Below are 18,481 nucleotides of genomic sequence, written 5' to 3'. Positions count from 1 at the left end.
ATGCAGCTCGACGGATCCCAGTTCACCACCCTGCGGCTGACCGAAACCAGTGGTCGGCTGGTGGCCCGGTTGCATCGCCCCGAGGTACGCAACGCGATCGACCAACAGATGGTGGACGAGCTGCACGCGGTCTGCGCGTATCTGGAACGAACCCCCAAGGTTCTGATCTTGGCCGGCACGGCCTCACAGGCTCCCACGGAGGAGAACCCGAAGGGCGTCAAGGGGATCTTCGCCTCCGGCGCGGACATCGGGCAGTTGCGCGAGCGGCGCCGCGACGACGCGCTCGCCGGCATCAATTCCTCGCTCTTTGACCGTTTGGCCAAGCTGCCGATGCCCGTGATCGCCGCCCTAGACGGCTACGCGTTGGGCGGCGGTGCGGAGCTCGCGTACGCGGCGGACTTCCGGATCGGTACGCCCGAGCTGCGCATGGGCCAGCCAGAGACCGGCCTCGGCATCATGGCTGCCGCCGGCGCCACGTGGCGCCTCAAGGAGCTGGTGGGCGAGCCGCTGGCCAAGGAAATCCTGCTGGCCGGGAAAATTCTGCGCGGCGAGGAGTGCCTGGCCGTGGGGCTGATCACCGAGTTGGTCGACGCAGCCGACCTGATGGACGCTGCGCACGCGCTCGCGGACCGGATCGGCAAGCAGGACCCGCTCGCGGTGCGCCTGACCAAGTCCGTCTTCCACGCCCCGCGTGAGGCGCACCCCGTCATCGACACGCTGACGCAGGGAATGTTGTTCGAATCCGAGGAGAAGTTCCGCCGCATGCAGGACTACTTGGACCGCAAGAAGTAAAGGGAAGATTCATGACTGAGCAGAACCTGCCGGCGAAGGTCGGCGTTCTTGGCGGCGGCCGCATGGGCGCGGGCATCGCCCACGCCTTCCTGATCCACGGTGCGGACGTCGTCGTGGTGGAACGGAACGACGACGCCGCGGAGGGAGCCCGCGAGCGCGTGGTGTCCGCCGTCGAGAAGTCCATTGCCCGCGGGCTGCCCGAGCAGGACTACGCCGCACACCTGACCGTGACCACGGACTACGCGGCCTTTGCTGACCGCCACCTGGTCATCGAGGCGGTGCCGGAGATCTGGGACCTGAAGGTCGCATCCCTGCGCGCGGTGGAGGAGCATCTGGCCGCTGACGCGGTGTTGGCCTCTAACACCTCCTCGATGTCCGTTTCCACCCTCGCCAACGAATTGCAGCGCCCGGAACAATTCCTGGGCCTGCATTTCTTCAACCCGGTCCCGGCGTCGACGCTGATCGAGGTGGTCATCGGAGAGCAGACCGCTCCGGACCACATTGAGGCCGCGCGCGGCTGGACCGAGGCGTTGGAGAAGACGCCCGTCGTCGTCAATGACGCCCCGGGCTTCGCCTCTTCCCGCCTCGGCGTGGCGATTGCGCTGGAAGCGATGCGCATGGTCGAGGAGGGGGTGGCCAGCCCCGAGGACATCGACAACGCCATGGTGCTGGGATACAAGCACCCCACGGGCCCGCTGCGCACCACGGACATTGTGGGTCTGGACGTGCGCCTCGGGATTGCCGAGTACCTCGAGTCCAAGCTGGGACCGCGCTTTGCCCCGCCGCAGATTCTCAAGGATAAGGTGGCCGCTGGGGAGCTGGGCCGCAAGTCCGGCCGGGGCTTCTTCGACTGGAGCTAGCCCGCGCTGGCACCCTGACGAGCGCGCCACGGCCCGTGCCCGGCCGACCTCCTCGTGAGGCCGGCCGGGCACACGCGGTTAATGGTTAGCCGAGGGTTCCGCAGAAGCGGCGGGCCAGGCTCCGCTGGCCAAGAACGCGTCAATCACGCCCTCGTAGGGCGCCGGGTCGATCTCCTGGCCGGCCAGCCAGCGCTGGTCCGCATAGCTGCGCCGGTAGCGTTCGCCGCTATCGCACAAGAGCGTCACCACACTGCCGCGCTCGCCGCGGGCCACCATGGAGGCGATGAGCTGCCACGTCAGCCAGAGGTTGGTACCTGTGGAAGGGCCAGCGCTGAGGCCGAAGCGACATGCAAGGTGCCGCATCGCGGCCACGGACGCGCCGTCTGGGACCTGCGCGATCGCATCTATGACCGACGGGACAAAGCTTGGCTCGGGCCGCGCGCGGCCGATCCCCTCGATCCGGCTGGGCGAGCCGACCACGGCGGCCGGGTCCCCGCCGTCGTTCCATGCCTGCCACGCCGGCAGGAACGCGGAACCCTCTGGATCGGCCACGGCCAGCTGGCTGGCGTGCCGGTGGTAACGCACGTAGCGGCCAATAGTGGCGCTGGTACCGCCCGTGCCGGCGCCGACGACGACCCACGTGGGAATCGGGTACGGTTCGGCGGCCAGCTGCTCGAAGATGGACTCGGCAATATTGTTGTTGCCGCGCCAGTCCGTGGCCCGCTCGGCGTACGTGAACTGATCCATGTAGTGGCCGCCGGATTCGGCCGCGATGCGCTCGGCGACCGTGTAGACCGTGCCCGGGTCCTCGACGAGCTCGCAGCGGCCGCCGAAGCGTTCAATCAACTCGATCTTCTCGGCGCTCGTACTGGCCGCCATGACGGCCACGAAGTCGAGCCCCAAGAGCTGGGCGAAGTACGCCTCGGAGACCGCTGTGCTGCCGCTGGAGGCCTCCACGATGGTGGTGTCCTCCGTGATCCATCCGTTGACGAGGCCATAGAGAAACAGGGAACGCGCTAGCCGGTGCTTGAGGCTGCCCGTTCGGTGCGTCGATTCGTCCTTGAGATAAAGGTCGATGCCCCACGCTGGTGGCAAGGGTAGGCGGTGCAAATGGGTATCGGCGCTGCGGGTGGCATCGGCCTCGATGGCGCGGACGGCGTCGTCCACCCACGCATTACGGCGGGTATTGGTGAGCATAGAACCAGCTTATGGCCCGGGCCGTGCAGCGGCGGAGAGCGCCGCAGTGAGGCCGGCCGGATGAGGCATCATGGGCTCATGACGCCGACGCCACCCGCCCAGCCCGCTGCCTCCCACTCCACCGTCACGTGGGACGGCGCGGTGAACGCCCACCACGTCGCGGGAGGGCTCTACCGTATGGGACGCAGCGAATGGCTCACCCCGGCCGGGTGGGCCCAGCTGTACGACGACGGCGTCCGGACGGTGATCGACCTGCGGAACCCGGCCGAACGGGTGCGGCGCACCACGGACCCGGCGGTCACGGCGGACCTGTTGCCCCCGCTGGCCGTCGTGAATACGCCGACGGAGGATCAGAGCAACGAGGAGTTCATGGCGCTCGTGGGCCACTACCTCAGCGACCCGGCGTACTACGGCGAAAACGCACGCCTGTTTCCAGAGAAGATCGCCGCGGCTTTCCGGGCATTAGCCGCTGGCCAGCAAGCCGGTGGGGTGGTGGTTCACTGTTCGGCGGGCCGGGACCGGACGGGGCTCATCATCAGCATGGCCCTCAAACTCGCGGGGCGCGAGGACCTGATTGACGCCCAGTATGAACAGGCGCTGCGCGGCATCAACGCGTGGCATGCGGTGAGCCCGGTGCCGCACCCTCACGAGAGCCACCAGCCCGAGAGCCGCGTCTCGGCGGAGCTGGAGGGAAAGTTGGAGCGGCTTCATGAGTTTCTGGAGGGGCTCGACGTCGAGCAATTGTTGCTCGCGCCGGGCGGGGATGCCTCGCACGGCGTGACGCGGGAAGAGCTGGACGCTGTGCGCGCTCTCCTGACCTAGCACTCAGATCTGTGGTTTGGAAGCCGTAGTGGCCTGGCCGTGGAGAACTGTCGTTTTGTCGATGTCAGGCGAGGACTATCACGCCGTTGCATTAGCGTGACGCACAGGTAGTTAGGTGGTAATGCAACGTCAGGAGGGCGTGATGGTGACAAGGTGGGTGCGGCAGTGGTGGCGGCCCGGCGTCATGATGGCACTCTTCGCCGTTGGTGGCGCCGCAGTCGGTCGCGTGATGCCACCTTTCGTCCTCGACGATCCGTTGTGGCGTGATTTCTGGACGGGCCCACCGGCTGCGGGCGTCTTCGCGCTGGTGGGCGCCGCGGTCGCGTTTGTGGCCGCGACCAAGTCGGCTCGCGTGCAACGGCGTGCGGCCGAGCGCCAGGAATGGTGGGACCGTGCCGAATGGGCCTTCAATCTAGCCATGAGTGAAGACGATAGCTCGAGGTATATCGGATTGAAGGCATTCGAAGCGCTAGAAACGGACGCAACCCGAGCTGAATACGCCATGATGGCCGCTGTGACCACAGCGGTGGCAGGAGATGCGCCTATGGACGGCCAACTGCAGGGGGCGGATAATGATGGGGAGTAGGAGGTTGCGTTGTGACTCAGTTGAATAGCCGTCGCCCCAGCGCTCTCGAGCGAAAAATTCGAGATGGGAGAGCCGACCCCATCACTCCAAGAGAGCGGGAGATCGCGGCCGGCATCCGCGCACGGTACGAAGCCAAGTACGGTCCGTTGACGGGCGTGAGCGACCGCGAAAGTGAACCGAAGCGTGGTTGGTTCGGTCGCCGCACGTAGAGTCTCCCTGCGTAGTGCTCGTTCGTCCCGCAATGATAGAAGGATCCCGCGCGAATCGACTCGATTCGCGCGGGATCTTCTCGATGGGCGGAGGAACGGACCCGGTTAGCCGGAGGCGATCGGGTTCTCGAGTGATCCCGCGTAGATCAGCCCGCTAGCCTGGTCGCCCAAGTCCAGCATCTGCTGGTTGTTCCGCAGCTGGAGCCGGTTGAGGCAGGACAGGCGAAACTCGGCGTCAAACAGTCCCAGCTCGTCGAATTCCGCGGCGAGTTCCGGGTTGCGGTCCCGGTACGCGCGCAACCGCTCGGCCACGACCGTCCAGAAGTCCGCTTCGGAGATGAGTCCCTCCTCGGCCAAGAGCGGGGCGAGGAAACGGAAAATGCAGTCGAAGACGTCCGTGAAGACGGAATACACGCGCTCGGAGGCCGGCACGTCCACCCGGATTCGCTCGGCCGCCTCGGGAAGGGGAGTGCGCGGGCCCAAGACGGCCACTTCCTCGGCCAAGTCCTTCATGAGCATCCGGTCCGGCAGGCCCTCCCGGGTGACCAGAATGATGTTCTCCCCGTGCGGCATGAACACCAGGTCATAGCGCAGCAGGAAGTGCACCAGTGGCACCAGATAGGCGTCGAAGTAGCACTGCAGCCACGCCTCAGCGCCGACGCCGGAGCGGCGGATCATCGCCGCTGCGACGGACTTCCCGTCGGCGTCCACATGCAGCAGCGAGGCCATGGTGGCCAGCTCCTCGCCCTCTGCCAGCCGGTCCGCGGGGGACTCGCGCCACAGGGCCGCGAGCATTTTCCGGTAAGCGCTCGTCGCATCCGTCGCCGCCTCGAATAAGGGGTTCCGGTAGCCGACGGCGGCGACTTCCTTGAGGAGGTCGACCCGGCGCTCGTGCAGTTCGGCATCGGTGGCCACCACGGATTCCAGCCATTCGTTGATCGCCGGGGTGGATTCCATGTAAGCGGCGCTCAACCCGCGCAGAAAACCCATGTTCACGATCGACAGGGCCGTCTTGACATAGTGCTTCTCCGGGCGGCTGCGATTGAAGAAGGTCCGGATGGACTGTTGCGGCTGGTACTGGTCGGGGCCCGTGCCCAAGTGCACCATCGTGCGGGCCGCGACGTCGGCGGCGAACGTGACGGCCAACCGGTGCTCCCACTGCCACGGGTGTACCGGGAGATACAGGTAGTCCTGCGGTTCCAGCCCCGCCGCGCTCAGCCGCTCGTCGAACTCGGCCAGCGCTGACTCGCCCAGCTCCGAGGCCAGCAGGCTGCGGTGCGTCAGGCCGTCGACGGCGTCGTACCGCGCGCGCGTCGCGTGCAGCGCCACCCACTCCAAGTCCACCGCGCTGCCGGTCTCCGGCGCATAGTTCAGGTAGTCCTGGGCGCCGAGCCCGATCCGCCCGTTGTTGGCGACGAAGCACGGGTGGCCCTCCGTCATGGCGGCTTCGATCCGCTGAAATGCGCTGATGGGGTCCGGATCGCCAGCGGCGAGCTCGCGGGCCGACACGGTGGAGTGCAACTGCTTATAGCAGTGGCTCGCCAGGGTGGAGCCGAGTTCCTCCACATAGGTGGGCAACTGCTCCGCGGAGATCCCCAGCTGCCGCTGAAACACGACGGCGAACTCCTGCGCGTCGACCGCCGCGGACTGCCCGGCGGCGGTGTGCGTGACGGAGGCGGCGTCCACGCGCCAGTGGTTGAGCAGGTGCCGTGTGGCGGCGAACGTGTAGCCGTGTTCGACGCCGTCGGGACCGGTGCCGCGCAGGACGTAGGTCCCGGCCCCCGCGCTGGCGGACTGCGGTTCCGGTTCGAGGAGGCGCTCGTGGCTGAACTCACCGATCGCTTTGGCCACCACGTGACGGTTGGCCGCCGCCCAGCGCGCGGGGTCCAGGTGGGCGGCGATCGTGGAACTCGTGCCCGTGGCGCGGGCAAAATCGAACCGGTCGCAGAAGGAGAGCAGGGCCCGCTTGGCCGGCTCGGCGCCGAACGCCGGGAGGTCAATCCGGCCCTGCGGCCGGAAGCCCACCCGAGAATTGAGCGCATGAATGGCCGTATTGGACGCATCCGGCTCGACGACCACCCGGGTGATGGCGGGGTCGGTGAACACGTGAGCCAGCGCCGCGGTCAGGGCCGCTTGGCTGAAACCTGGTCGCGGCGTTTTTGGCGCCGGCAGGAGTAGGTGCAGCCCGGCGTCGCCGTCGCGGTGCGTGTAGTGGCCGGCCAGCTGCGAGTGCGCCGGGTCATACACCTCGACGAGGAACTGGGCTGTGCCCTCCCGCTCGGCCACGAGCGGGAGGTGATGCGGGTCAGCATCCAGCCGTTCGTACTCGGCACGGACCTCGGCTTCCGTGGCGTGCGGCATGCCCCAGAACCGTGCGTGTTCGGTGGCGATCCACGCGTGCAACAGCGCCGCGTCAGAGGCTGGGTCCACCGGGCGGAAGGAGAACGACGACGGCACGCCCGTGGCGCTGCCACCGCGAGGACGGTCGGCATGGTTGGGGGAGACAGTCGGGACGAGACTCATGGGGTGGACTCCTGCAGTCGGTGGGTGGGGAGGGCGGAACCGAACTCCTGATAGGCGATGCGACGCTCGACGGGGTACACCTCGCGCCCAGCGATCCGGTTCAAGATCACCGAGTTGCGGTAGGCGCCCATGCCGAGGTCCGGGGCCGTGAAGCCATGGGTGTGTAACTCGGCGTTCTGCACCAGAAGGCCCTCGCCGATCCCGTATTCTCGGTCGACGGCGAACCGGCCATCGGGCCCGCGGTGGATGCGATCGGCGATGCCGGCGAGGAAGGCGGGCTCCCGGTAGCGGTACCCCGTGGCCAGCACGGCGGCGTCGGCCGCGATGTGCTGCGTGCCGCCGTCGTCCGCGTCGGTGACGGTGAGGCGCAGCCCGCCGTCCGGCGCTTGGGTCAGCGACTCGAGTGCCGTCGCGGTCTTGAGCCGCACGGTGCCCGGCCCCCGTTCCACGTGGCGTTGATAGAGCTGTTCGTGGATCTGGTTGATGAGGTCAGCATTGATGCCCTTGTACAGGCCACGCTGCTCGGCGCCCAGGCGATCCCGCGTGTCCGCGGGCAAACCGTGAAAGTGGTCGATGTAGTCGGGGGAGGTCATCTCCAGCGTCAGCTTGGTGTACTCCAGGGGGAAGAAGCGCGGTGAGCGCGTCATCCACGTCAGCTCCCGCCCCGGGGCCTCATCCACCCAGCCGGCCAGTAGGTCGGCGACGATCTCCGCGGCGGACTGGCCGCTGCCCACCACGACCGCGCGCCGCGCGCCGTCTAGGTCAGCGCGCCGACGGGTGTAGTCGCTGCTGTGGAACGCCTGGCCCGCCGCCTGCACGGCCGGCTCGACGGCGTCAGGAACCCAGGGTTGTGTGCCCGTGCCGAGCACCACCTGCCGGGTTTCAACCTGCCGGACACCGTCCGGTGACTGCACGGTGAGGAGGTAGCGGCCGTCGTCGTATTCGAGGCCGGTCACGGTGTGGGAAAAGTGCACGCTGTCCAGCCGGTGCGCGGCCCAGCGGAGATAGTCGCTGTACTCGCGGCGCAGAGCGTAGAAGTTCTCCCGAATGTAGAACGGGTAAAGGCGCCCGGAGAGTTTGAGGTAGTTCAGGAAACTGTACTCGCTGGTAGGGTCAGCCAGCGTGACGAGGTCCGCCATGAAGGGGACTTGCAGGTGCGTTCCCGGCAGCATCATGCCCGGGTGCCAGGCGAAGTCCTCGGCCGCCTCAAAGACGGCCACGGAGAGCTCGGGCGCGCCGTCCGCGAGCGCGGCGAATCCCAGGTTGAAGGGGCCAGCACCGATTCCGACGGCGTCATACATCATGCCGCCACCTCCTGGCTGAGGCGCTCGCCGGCCGCGACGACGGCCTCGAGCACCGCCTCGAGGTCCGCCATGCGGGCGCGGGGATTGAGCAGGGTGAGCTTCAGGTGGCGGGCTCCGTCCACCGTTGTCGCGGCCACCATCGCCTCGCCGGAGGCATAGAGCGCGGCCCGGATGCGATCCTGCAGGGCGTCCAGCGCGGCCGGGGACCCGGCGTCGTGGGCCGCGGGCCGGAAGCGGAACACCACGGTGCTTAACTGGGCCGGCGCGGCGAGCTCCAAGCGCGGGTGGGCGTCGACGCGGTCGGCAGCGGTTTCGGCGAGGTCGATCAACTCATCGAAGAGCGCACCCATCGCCTCGGCGCCGAGCGAGCGCAGGGAGATCCAGAGCTTGAGCGCATCAAACCGCCGCGTGGTCTGCAGGGACTTGTCCACCTGGTTGGGCACGGTGCCGGCCTCGGCCGCAGGGTTGAGGTAGTCGGCGTAGTGCGTGATGTGCCCAAAGTCGGTGCCGTCGGCCAGCAGCAGCGCGCTGGAGCCGATCGGCTGGAAGAAGGACTTGTGGAAGTCGGTGGTCACCGAGTCGGCGCGCTCGATCCCGGCGAGGCGATCGCGCCGGCGGGAGATGAGCAGTCCGCAACCATACGCGGCATCGACGTGGAACCACGCGCCGTGTTCCGCGGCGAGGTCTGCGCAGGCGGCCAGCGGATCGATCGCCCCAAAGTCGGTGGTTCCCGCCGTGGCCACGATGGCCATCGGGGTGTGGCCCGCGGCCACGTCCCGCTCGACGGCCGCGCGCAGTGCGGCGGCGTCGAGCCGCCGGTGAGCATCGGTGGGGACTGGCACGACGGCGTCTTCGCCGAGTCCCAGCAGTGTGGCGGCGTTGCGAATGCTGAAGTGGGCCTGAGTGGAGGCGTAGATCCGCAGCCCCATAAGCCGCTGAGGCAAGGGTCCGGAGCGTGGGGCGACCGCCCGATTACGGGCAATGAGGAGGGCTTGCAGATTGGACTGGGTGCCGCCGGAGGTAAAGATGCCGTCGGCGGTGGGGCCGAATCCGATGAGGTCAGCGGCCCAGCGGGTGAGGCGGCGTTCGATCAGAGTGCCGCCGGCCGACTGGTCCCACGTGTCCAGCGAGGAATTGATGCTGGTCACCAGCGCCTCGGCCGCCACCGCGGGGATGAGTACCGGGCAATTCAGGTGCGCCTGGTAGCGGGGGTGGTGGAAGTAGACGGCGTCGTCGAGGTAGAGGTGCTGGGCCTCCGCGAGCGCGGCATTCGTGTCGCCGAGCGGCGTGCCGAGGTCCACGGCGTCAATTCGGTGGGACAGAGCCTCGGGCGTCGGGCCGGTAGTGGGCCCCTGAGCGCCGGTGATGGCGGACGCCGCGAGGAGGGTGGCCGCGCCGGACTCGGCGATGTACTGGTGCACCGTCTCACCCGCGAGCAGCTGATTGGCTGCGGCGAGCGGATGTGGCTCGGCGACGACGGCGTCGAGCCGGCCGAGGGCGTGTGGCCGGGTGGCGTCACCGGCGGCGTTCACTTCAGTCATGAACTCTCCTGATGTTGGCTCCTGACGTGCACTCTCGGTGCACGACGGGAGCGCTGACACTTCAATGTTTAAGTAAGGCTTACCTAAAGCCGGAACATTAAGCGCACACATCTGGTACCTAATTCAAGTCTCAGGGTGTCCGATAGATTGCGCGCGCCGGTGTGGCAATGCGCCGCTCACTGATTGGCAAAGATCAACCAATCGCCTATGCTGGTGAGGTTCGTGATGGCCGATCCGGGAGTTGATGCAGTGAAGACAGCGCGCCGACCCGCCTAAAGCGCGCCGCCAACCGCTGGTGCGCCCACCTCAACCTCGGGAGCGCCCATGCCTTCACGCCCATTACGAAATGATTCTTCTCTCACCTTTGACCACCTCGGCCTGACGTGGCCGAATGGCCGCAACGTCTTCGCGGACCTCTCCGTCACGCTGACCGGGACCGTCGGCGTCGTTGGTTCCAATGGCCTCGGCAAGTCAGCCCTCCTCCGCGTGGCCGCCGGCGAGTTGCGCCCGACGTCCGGGCACGTCGTGGCACCGCAGGATGTGGCCTACCTGCCTCAGCACGTGGCCCGTTCGCGGGACCGGACGGTGGCCCATGTGCTGGGTGTCGAGCAGCAGCTCGAGGCGCTGCACAGGATCCTCGCCGGGAGCGTGCCGGAGGACGAGCTCGACGAAGCGTTCCACTGCGTCGGCGATGCGTGGGATCTCGAGGAGCACCTCGTGGCCTTGCTGGGGACGTACGGGGTCAGAGCCAGCGCGGACCTGCTGGTGCGGCCACTCGCGAGCCTCTCCGGAGGTGAGGCGACGATCGCCGCGCTGGCGGGCCTCGAGCGCCGCGCGGCCGCCCTGACGCTGTGTGATGAGCCGACCAACAATCTCGATGCCGTCGCCCAGGCGCGGTTCGCCGAGACGGTGGAGCAGTGGGATGCTGGCACGCTGGTGGTGGCGACCCACGACGTCGCCATCCTGCGCCGGGTTCAGACCATCCTCGAGTTGCGGCCGCGGCGCGTGCGGTCCATGGCCGCCGACGGCGTCGTCGTGCGGCAGTTTGGGGCCGCGGCGGCAGAGAGTGCCTGGGAGGTCTACCAGCGGGAGTCCGAGGTGGAGCGTCAGGCCGCCGAGCGGCGCGTGCGGGACGCGAGGGCGGTGGTCAACGCGGAGCGCCAGCGCCGCACCGCGGCCGAGACGGCAATGGCCCGCCGCGCCCGGGCGGGCCGAGAGGCGGCCGACGGTCTGCCGAAAATCCTCGCCAACGCTCGCCGGAGTGACGCCGAGGCCGCGGGAGGAAAGCTCCGGGCCCAGCTCGCGAGCCGTCAGGAGCGGGCGCGCGCCGAGCTCGAGGCTGCTCACGAGTCCGTTCCCGCGGATCTGTCCATTTCGATTGACCTGCCGGGCACGGAGATCGCGGCCCAGCGCGTCGTCCTCGACGTCGCGCTCAACTCGCTCAGGCTGCCGGAGGGAACCCGCCTCGACGCGGCCGATGCTTACCTCTCGATCCGCGGGCCGGAACGCGTGTGGGTGACAGGCCGCAACGGCGTCGGCAAGTCCACGCTCTTGGCTCAGGTGGCGGCCGGGGCGCGCGTCCCGCTGGGGTGGCTCCGGCAACAGCTCGACGCGGACGGTGCGTGGGAGGGGTTGCGTGACGACCTCACGGTGGCCGAGCAGATCGCCACGAGCGGCACCCAGGCCCAAGTGCGGGCCCAGTTGGCGCGCTTTCACCTGCGCGGCGACCGCGTGAACGACGCCGTGGGGCAGCTCTCGGGTGGTGAGCGCTTCCGGGTGGCCTTGGCTCGCCTCCTGTTGGCGGATCCGGCGCCGCAGTTGCTGATCTTGGACGAGCCGACGAACAACCTCGATCACGCCTCGGTGGGTCAACTGGTGACGGCCCTCGAGGGGTTTGGCGGCGCCGTCGTCTTCGTGAGCCATGACGAGGACTTCGCGCAACAGCTCGCGCCCAGCCGGCGGTGGCATCTCACTAGTGCGCTGGTGTGATCCCTGCTACGCTAAACCTGATTACTGACCGATCGTTCAGGAAGGAATTGTCGCCGATGACAACCCAGATTGTGCCCAGCTACGTGCAGGACACGTGGTGGACCCCCGCTGAGGACAGCCGGACGGCCGACGTTCGCGACGCCAACACCGGCGAGATCGTCGCACGCTTCGGCTCCGACGGCCTCGACCTGCCGGCCATGGTGGAGCACGCCCGGACGGTGGGCCAGCGGGAACTCGGGCAGCTGACGCTGCACGAGCGCGCGCTCAAGCTCAAGGAACTGGCGATCTACCTCAACGAGCACCGCAAGGAGCTCTACGAGGTGTCCTTCGGCACCGGCGCCACCAAGATCGACTCCATGGTGGATATCGACGGCGGCATCGGCGTGCTCTTCACCTTCAGTTCCAAGGGCCGCCGCGAGATGCCGAACTCCAACGTGGTCCTCGACGGTCCGGCCGAGCCCCTGTCCAAGGACGGGTCCTTCCTCGGAACTCACATCTACACTCGCATTCCTGGCGTCGCCGCCCAGATCAACGCCTTCAATTTCCCCGTCTGGGGCATGCTGGAGAAGTTCGCCCCCGCCTTCATCGCTGGCGTCCCCACGATCGTCAAGCCGGCCACCCCCACCGGCCACCTGACGGAGGCCTGCGTGCGCTTCATGGTGGACTCCGGCATTCTGCCGGCCGGCTCCATCCAGCTCATCTCCGGCTCGGCCCGGGAGCTGCTGGACGTCATGGACTATCGGGACATGCTCTCCTTCACGGGCTCCGCCAGCACGGCCAACCGGCTCAAGTCCCATCCAAACGTGATCGAGGGTGGCGTCCGCTTCACCTCGGAAACGGATTCCCTGAACGCCGCGATCCTCGGCCCGGACGCGGAGCCCGGCACCCCGGAGTTTGAGGCCTTCATCAAGGCCGTGGTGACGGAGATGACCGTCAAGGCCGGGCAGAAGTGCACTGCCATCCGCCGCACGATCGTCCCGAAGGGCCGCGAGCAGGCCGTCGTCGAGGCGCTCCGGGACCGGATCGAGCAGCGGGTCGTCGTCGGCGATCCGCGTGCCGAGGGCACCACCATGGGCGCCTTGGCCTCGCTCGACCAGTTGCAGGACGTCCGCGGGGCCGTCGAGGCGATGTTGGCCGCCGGCGGCGAGCTGGCCTACGGCAGCCTCGACGCGCCGGTGGTCAAGACGCAGGGCGGTGAAGACGCCGTCGTGCCGGAGGGCGCCTTCATGTCCCCCCTCGTGCTCACGTGGGACGACGTCAATGCCGAGGCCGTGCACTCGAAGGAGGCCTTCGGCCCCGTGTCCTCGGTGCTGGGGTACGACGACGTGGCGGACGCCGTGCGGCTGGCGGCAGCGGGCGCCGGGTCGCTGGTGGCCACCGTCTGCTCGAACGATCCGGAGGCGGTGCGGGAGTTGACGGTTGGAATCGCCGGGCACCACGGCCGCGTGCACATCCTCAACCGGGAGACGGCCAAGACCTCCACGGGGCACGGCTCGCCCGTACCGCACCTAGTCCATGGTGGCCCGGGCCGCGCCGGTGGCGGCGAGGAACTCGGCGGCATCCGCTCCGTCAAGCACCACATGCAGCGCACGGCGCTGCAGGGCTCGCCGAACCTGCTCACCGCGGTCACCGGCGTGTGGCACACGGGTGCGGACCGCACGATCGCCGGCTGCGAGGCGTTCGGCGCAGAGGCCGCTCACGAGCATCCCTTCCGCAAGTCGCTGGCAGAACTGCAGATCGGCGACGCCTTCGCCTCAGATTTGCGCACCATCACGCTCCAAGACATCGAGGACTTCGCCCGGGAGACCGGGGACACGTTCTACGCTCACACGGATGCCAGGGCTGCCGAGGCCAACCCGTTCTTCCCGGGGCAGGTGGCGCACGGCTACCTGCTCGTCTCCTGGGCAGCCGGGCTCTTCGTTGAGCCGGCACCGGGGCCCGTGCTGGCCAACTACGGACTGGAGAACCTGCGGTTCATCACCCCGGTGGCCGCCGGCGACTCGGTCCGCGTGACGCTGACCGCCAAGCAGGTGACCCCGCGCGTGACCGATGAATACGGCGAGGTCCGCTGGGATGCCGTGCTGCACAATCAGGACGGTGAAATCGTGGCTCAGTACGATGTGCTGACGCTGGTCGAAAAGGAAAACACCACGTACAAGAACTGGTAAAAAATATCCACGGCGCGGCCCGGGCGAACAGCCCCGGCCGCGCCGTGGCGCGTTAAAGGGGACAACTTATCACGGTTCGACAAAAATGCGCTCAGGTCCCGCAATTGCCTAGCGTGCCGGGGGCGCGGTGGATATGTTGGACATCATGCATGTCAGCAACTGAACCAACTCTCTGAGGTGAGAATCCATGACAGTGCTGAATCGACTTGCTCAAAGATGGGGGCTTAAGACGGGGACTTTTCTCTTCTTTGTCTCCGCAGCAATCGTGGTGGTCTTTGCTGTCGCCACCATCATTTTCACGGGCCCCATGGGGTCGGCTTTTGGAACCGCCTCCGATTGGCTGATGGCCAATCTGGGTTGGTTTTACATTCTCGGCGTGACCGTCTTTCTCTTCTTCCTGATTTACCTGGCGCTGAGCCGGTGGGGCCGCGTGCGCCTCAGCGATGAGGAGGAAAAGCCGGAGCACTCAGACAAGGCGTGGTTCGCCATGCTGTTCGCTGCCGGTATCGGCACCATTCTGATGTTCTGGGCCGTTGCGGAGCCGACGTACCACTTCGCCCAGCCCCCGCGCGCCGGCGTCGAGCCGGAGAGCATCGAGGCCGCCCAGGAGGCCATGGGCTTCACGCTCTACCACTTCGGCCTGCACACGTGGACCATCTTCACGCTGCCGGCCCTCGCGTTCGCGTACTTCATTCACAAGCGCCGCCTGCCGCCGCGGGTCAGCTCCATGTTCCAGCCGCTGCTCGGCGAAAAGATTCACGGGCCCGCCGGCAAGACGATCGACACGATCGCCATCGTCGGAACCGTGCTGGGCGTGGCCGTCTCGATTGGTCTGGGCACGCTCCAGATCAACGCCGGGTTGTCCGACCTCTTTGGGGTGAGTGAATCGGCCATCGCGCAGATCATCATCATTTCCGTCGTGACGGGCGTGGCGATTCTCTCTGTGGCCGCTGGCCTGAACAAGGGTATTAAGGTCCTCTCCAACGTCAACATCCTGGTGGCCATCGGCCTGTTGGTGTTCGTGCTGATTACGGGCCCGACGTTGGTCATGATCAAGGGGACGGTGGAGTCCGCGGGCACGTACCTGTACATGCTGCCGGAGCTCATGCTCTGGAATGACACGTTCCTTGACACCGGGTGGCAGGGCTCTTGGACGGTGTTCTACTGGGCGTGGACCATCACGTGGAGCCCGTTCGTCGGAATCTTCATCGCCAAGATTTCCAAGGGCCGTACCATCCGCCAGTTCGTCTTGGGCGTGCTGGGCCTGCCGACCCTCTTCACCATCATCTGGTTCGGTATCTTTGGCATGGGTGTGTTCGACATCGAGATGAACGGCGAAGGTGGCCTCGTGGACCGCGTGGTCGGGGAGGGAGACATCCCGGGCGCCATGTTCGAGTTCCTCTCCAACTTCCCGCTGGCCGGCGTCACCTCGGCCATCGGCATCATGCTGGTAGGCGTCTTCTTCATTACCTCGATGGACTCCGCGGGCCTGGTCTTGGACACCATGTCCAACGGCCACGAGGACCCAGCACCCACCAAGCAGCGCGTCTTCTGGACGTTCGCCGTGGGTCTGGTGGCCGCGGCCCTGTTGTTGGCCTCGGGCGATGAGGGACTCGCGGTTCTGCAGGACTTCATCACTGTGGTGGGGTTGCCGTTCTTCGTGCTCGGCTTCCTCATGATGATCAACCTCAAACGCGCCCTCAAGGAGGATGCGGGCGAGCTACCACCGCTACAAACCCGCCGCTGGATGCGGGTGCTTCCACCGGAGGAGTGGATGCGCCGCCGTCGTGCCGGCGAGGCCGAGGACGCGGTCATGGTGCCCGAACCGATCGAGGGGACGGAACCGGAGTACACGGACGAGCCGTTCGATCTCTCCTCCGACCCGGATCAGGACAAGGACAAGTCCTCCGTCAAGGAGTAAGCGCACACACGAAATCCCCCGCCACGGTCTCGACCGTGGCGGGGGATTTCTGTTGTGTTAGTAGGCCTTGACGCGCTGTTCGACGATGAGGTGGATGAGGGCAAACTGGCCCTGCTGGGTGGCCTGCAAGGCGGCTTCGACGGCGGCCGGCACGTCGGCGTCGTTCTCCACCCGTACCCCCACGCCGCCAAAGGCCTGCGCCATGGCGGCGAAGTCGGGGTTCTGCAGTTGCGTGCCGGAGATGCGCTCCGGGTAGTCCCGCTCCTGGTGAGTGCGGATGGTGCCGTACTCCTGGTTGTCCATGACGACGACCAGCGGCGTCGCGCCGTACTGGGCCGCGGTGGCCAACTCCTGGCCGTTCATCAGGAACTCACCATCGCCCGCGATGGTGACCACGGTGCGTCCCGGGTAGCTGAGCGAGGCCGCCACGGCGGACGGGATTGAGTAGCCCATGGAACCGTTGCGGGCCGAGAGCATGGAGGCATAACCGTTGGTGGGGAAGTAGCGGTGCGCCCAGTTGGTGTGCTCGCCCGCGCCGAACGTGACCATCGCGTCGCGCGGCAGTTGCGGGACGAGGTGCGCCATGAGCGTGGCCATCCGGGCTTGGCCGGAAGCCGGGGTAGCCTCGGGCAGCGCAGCAAACTTCTCCTGTTCGCCGCGCATCCTGGTGGTCCATTCCTTCCACGAGTCCTTGACCGTCAAATCCATGCGCACCAAGTCCCGCACGAACACGTCCGGCTTGGCAACGATCTGGTGCGTGACGGGACCGGAGCGGCCGCGCAGGGACGGATCGATGGTGACCAAGAAGTTCTTCTGATCCCAGTTCTGGCGGATATTGAAGCCGTCAGTGATGACGTCGCCGGGCACGGTGCCCACGAAGACCAAGAGGTCCGTTTCCTCCAGCAGGTCATAGGTGGGCTTCGGGCGCCCGTAGCCGATGGGGCCGACGTAGGACGGAGAGTCGAAGGGAACAGTGCCCTCGCAGCGCCACTCGGCGGCGGCAGGAAGATGGTTGGCTTCCAGCCACTGCGTGAACTCCGCCGCGCCTTCATGGCTCCAGTCGTTACCGCCAAAGATGAACAGCGGCTTGTCCGAACCCTGCAGGGCCTCGTTGAGGGCCTTCCAGTCGGTGACCGTCATGCCGCCGAAGGCGACGGGGATCGGCGGGTGGAGTTCGGCCGGGATCTGCTTTTTGATGATGTCCTCCGGCAGGCCGACCACGACGGGGCCCGGCCGGCCGGAAACCGCCGCGAACATGGCCTCGGCGACGACCTCGGAGGCTCGCTCCGCGTGGTCGAGCACCATGACACGCTTGGCTCCGGTGCCGAACCACGCCTTGGGGTCAAACTCCTGGAACGCCTCCTTCTCCCGATGCTCGTAAGGGATCAGCCCCACGAACAGCACCAGTGGCGTCGAATCCTGCCATGCGGTGTGCAGGCCCACGTGGGCGTTGGCCGCGCCGGGGCCGCGCGTGACCATGGCGACGCCGGGGACCGGATGCATTTTGCCGTCCGCTTCGGCCATGTAGGTGGCGCCGCCCTCATGACGGCACACCACGGTGTCGATGCTGGAGTGGTGCAGCCCGTCGAGGACGTCGAGGTAGCTTTCGCCCGGGACCACGTAGGTGCGCTGGACGCCGTGGGCCTCGAGGGTATCGACGATCACGTGGCCCGCGGACTTCGTGGGCGTGGCCGCGGAGTTCACGGCGGGGGAGGAGAGAGTTTCAGTCATGGTGAGAGGACCTTTCGCCATTGAAAGTCGGGATTGCTTTCAAGCTACCCGAGGGCGGTCCAACTCACGAAGATGGGTGTGGCACTGTGACGAAACCGGAGTACGTCACAGTCCGCCGGCTAGGAAGCTAGCCGGCGTAGGGGCTGGGCGGGTACGCGGCGCCCTGCTGCGCGTCGTCGACCTCAGGACCGCGGCGGGACGCGCCGGCCAGAACGAACCCGTAGAGAGCGGCCAGGAACTGCAGCACCAAGACCAGCAGGCTGCCGAACCCGGGGGCGAAGGTCAGGAGCCAACCGAGATAAGCGGCCGTGCCGGCGGCGCTGGCCAACCACGCCCATCGCACGCCTTGGGCAATGCCGACGAACGAGGCCGTGGTCACGGCGAGGGCGCCGAACTGCAGCCAGGTCATGGGCGCATCGATAATCGCCGAGGTGAAGAGGAAGGGGCCCCATTGGGCCGCGGTGAGCAGCGCGACGAGCGCGACGCCCCAGGCCAGTTGTCCGATCGAGAATCCGGCGGGCGGGACGAGGCGGGTGAATTTGCCGCGCAGATCAAAGGCGCTGTAGCGCCACAAGCCGTAGGCCGCGATGCCCAAGGCCGGCACGGCATAGAACAGCCCCTCATATCCAAACGTGAGGGCCAGCACCAAGGGCCCGGCAAAGACCGCGAGGATCTGGAACCACCAGCCCAAATCATTGCGGTGGGCGAGCACCATGAGGGCGATCGCGGTGAGCAGCGTGCTCACCGCGGAGAGGGCCACCTGCAGGCCGGTGTCCGTGCCGAACGGCTGATTAAAGAGGGTGCTGAACAACTGATCCACGGCCAGCCATCCTACCCG

13 protein-coding genes are annotated in these 18,481 nt (G+C 67.3%); 7 read left to right on the top strand and 6 right to left on the bottom strand.

Annotated features, from left to right (window positions below):
* Both IW252_RS04550 and IW252_RS04545 read left to right on the top strand, forming a co-directional pair.
* Entirely contained in the window at nt 1-792 is a 792-nt protein-coding gene (locus IW252_RS04550) for an enoyl-CoA hydratase/isomerase family protein (protein WP_196835478.1), read from the top strand.
* A gap of 11 nt (nt 793-803) precedes the next feature.
* The gene (locus tag IW252_RS04545) at nt 804-1,652 is read left to right on the top strand and encodes a 3-hydroxyacyl-CoA dehydrogenase family protein (RefSeq protein ID WP_196835477.1); all 849 of its coding nucleotides are present in this window, start codon (nt 804-806) and stop codon (nt 1,650-1,652) included.
* A gap of 78 nt (nt 1,653-1,730) precedes the next feature.
* Here IW252_RS04545 and IW252_RS04540 read toward each other — a convergent pair whose 3' ends face one another.
* On the bottom strand, nt 1,731-2,849 hold the full coding sequence (locus tag IW252_RS04540; RefSeq protein ID WP_196835476.1) for a PLP-dependent cysteine synthase family protein: 1,119 nt from the start codon (nt 2,847-2,849) through the stop codon (nt 1,731-1,733).
* Between the two features lie 78 nt (nt 2,850-2,927).
* Between IW252_RS04540 and IW252_RS04535 the strand changes: the two genes are divergently transcribed.
* Nucleotides 2,928-3,671, top strand: a complete 744-nt coding sequence (locus IW252_RS04535) for a tyrosine-protein phosphatase (RefSeq protein WP_196835475.1) — start codon at nt 2,928-2,930, stop codon at nt 3,669-3,671.
* 121 nt (nt 3,672-3,792) lie between these two features.
* Complete coding sequence (locus tag IW252_RS04530) at nt 3,793-4,257, top strand: hypothetical protein (RefSeq protein WP_196835474.1); 465 nt, start codon at nt 3,793-3,795, stop codon at nt 4,255-4,257.
* Between the two features lie 314 nt (nt 4,258-4,571).
* Here the strand turns inward: IW252_RS04530 and IW252_RS04525 are convergent, their stop codons facing one another.
* From IW252_RS04525 to IW252_RS04515, 3 genes are read right to left on the bottom strand one after another with little or no spacing between them, the layout of a single operon-like run.
* Nucleotides 4,572-6,989: a GNAT family N-acetyltransferase gene (locus tag IW252_RS04525; RefSeq protein ID WP_196835473.1), complete on the bottom strand. Its 2,418-nt coding sequence runs from the start codon at nt 6,987-6,989 to the stop codon at nt 4,572-4,574.
* Entirely contained in the window at nt 6,986-8,293 is a 1,308-nt protein-coding gene (locus IW252_RS04520) for a lysine N(6)-hydroxylase/L-ornithine N(5)-oxygenase family protein (RefSeq protein ID WP_196835472.1), read from the bottom strand. Before IW252_RS04520 ends, IW252_RS04525 begins: the two co-directional genes overlap by 4 nt.
* Nucleotides 8,290-9,834, bottom strand: a complete 1,545-nt coding sequence (locus IW252_RS04515) for a pyridoxal phosphate-dependent decarboxylase family protein (RefSeq protein WP_196835471.1) — start codon at nt 9,832-9,834, stop codon at nt 8,290-8,292. Before IW252_RS04515 ends, IW252_RS04520 begins: the two co-directional genes overlap by 4 nt.
* Nucleotides 9,835-10,158: 324 nt before the next feature.
* Between IW252_RS04515 and IW252_RS04510 the strand changes: the two genes are divergently transcribed.
* The 3 genes from IW252_RS04510 (at nt 10,159) to IW252_RS04500 (ending at nt 15,912) form a co-directional block, all read left to right on the top strand.
* Nucleotides 10,159-11,823 (top strand): ATP-binding cassette domain-containing protein, encoded by a 1,665-nt coding sequence (locus IW252_RS04510; protein ID WP_196835470.1) that lies wholly within the window; start codon nt 10,159-10,161, stop codon nt 11,821-11,823.
* Between the two features lie 56 nt (nt 11,824-11,879).
* Nucleotides 11,880-13,991 carry a phenylacetic acid degradation bifunctional protein PaaZ gene (gene paaZ, locus IW252_RS04505; RefSeq protein ID WP_196835469.1) on the top strand — a complete coding sequence of 704 codons (2,112 nt, stop codon included), beginning with the start codon at nt 11,880-11,882 and terminating at the stop codon, nt 13,989-13,991.
* Between the two features lie 187 nt (nt 13,992-14,178).
* Nucleotides 14,179-15,912, top strand: coding sequence for a BCCT family transporter (locus IW252_RS04500; RefSeq protein WP_196835468.1), 1,734 nt, complete (start codon nt 14,179-14,181; stop codon nt 15,910-15,912).
* Between the two features lie 57 nt (nt 15,913-15,969).
* Here IW252_RS04500 and IW252_RS04495 read toward each other — a convergent pair whose 3' ends face one another.
* Nucleotides 15,970-17,643, bottom strand: a complete 1,674-nt coding sequence (locus IW252_RS04495; RefSeq protein WP_196835467.1) for a thiamine pyrophosphate-dependent enzyme — start codon at nt 17,641-17,643, stop codon at nt 15,970-15,972.
* A gap of 127 nt (nt 17,644-17,770) precedes the next feature.
* Nucleotides 17,771-18,463 (bottom strand): hypothetical protein, encoded by a 693-nt coding sequence (locus IW252_RS04490; RefSeq protein WP_196835466.1) that lies wholly within the window; start codon nt 18,461-18,463, stop codon nt 17,771-17,773.
* Nucleotides 18,464-18,481: the final 18 nt, after the last annotated feature.

It is taken from the genome of Zhihengliuella flava (assembly GCF_015751895.1).
Lineage (GTDB): Bacteria > Actinomycetota > Actinomycetes > Actinomycetales > Micrococcaceae > Zhihengliuella > Zhihengliuella flava.
The sequence above is the reverse complement of the archived record's forward strand: the minus strand, read 5'-3'. Positions and strand labels throughout refer to the sequence as shown.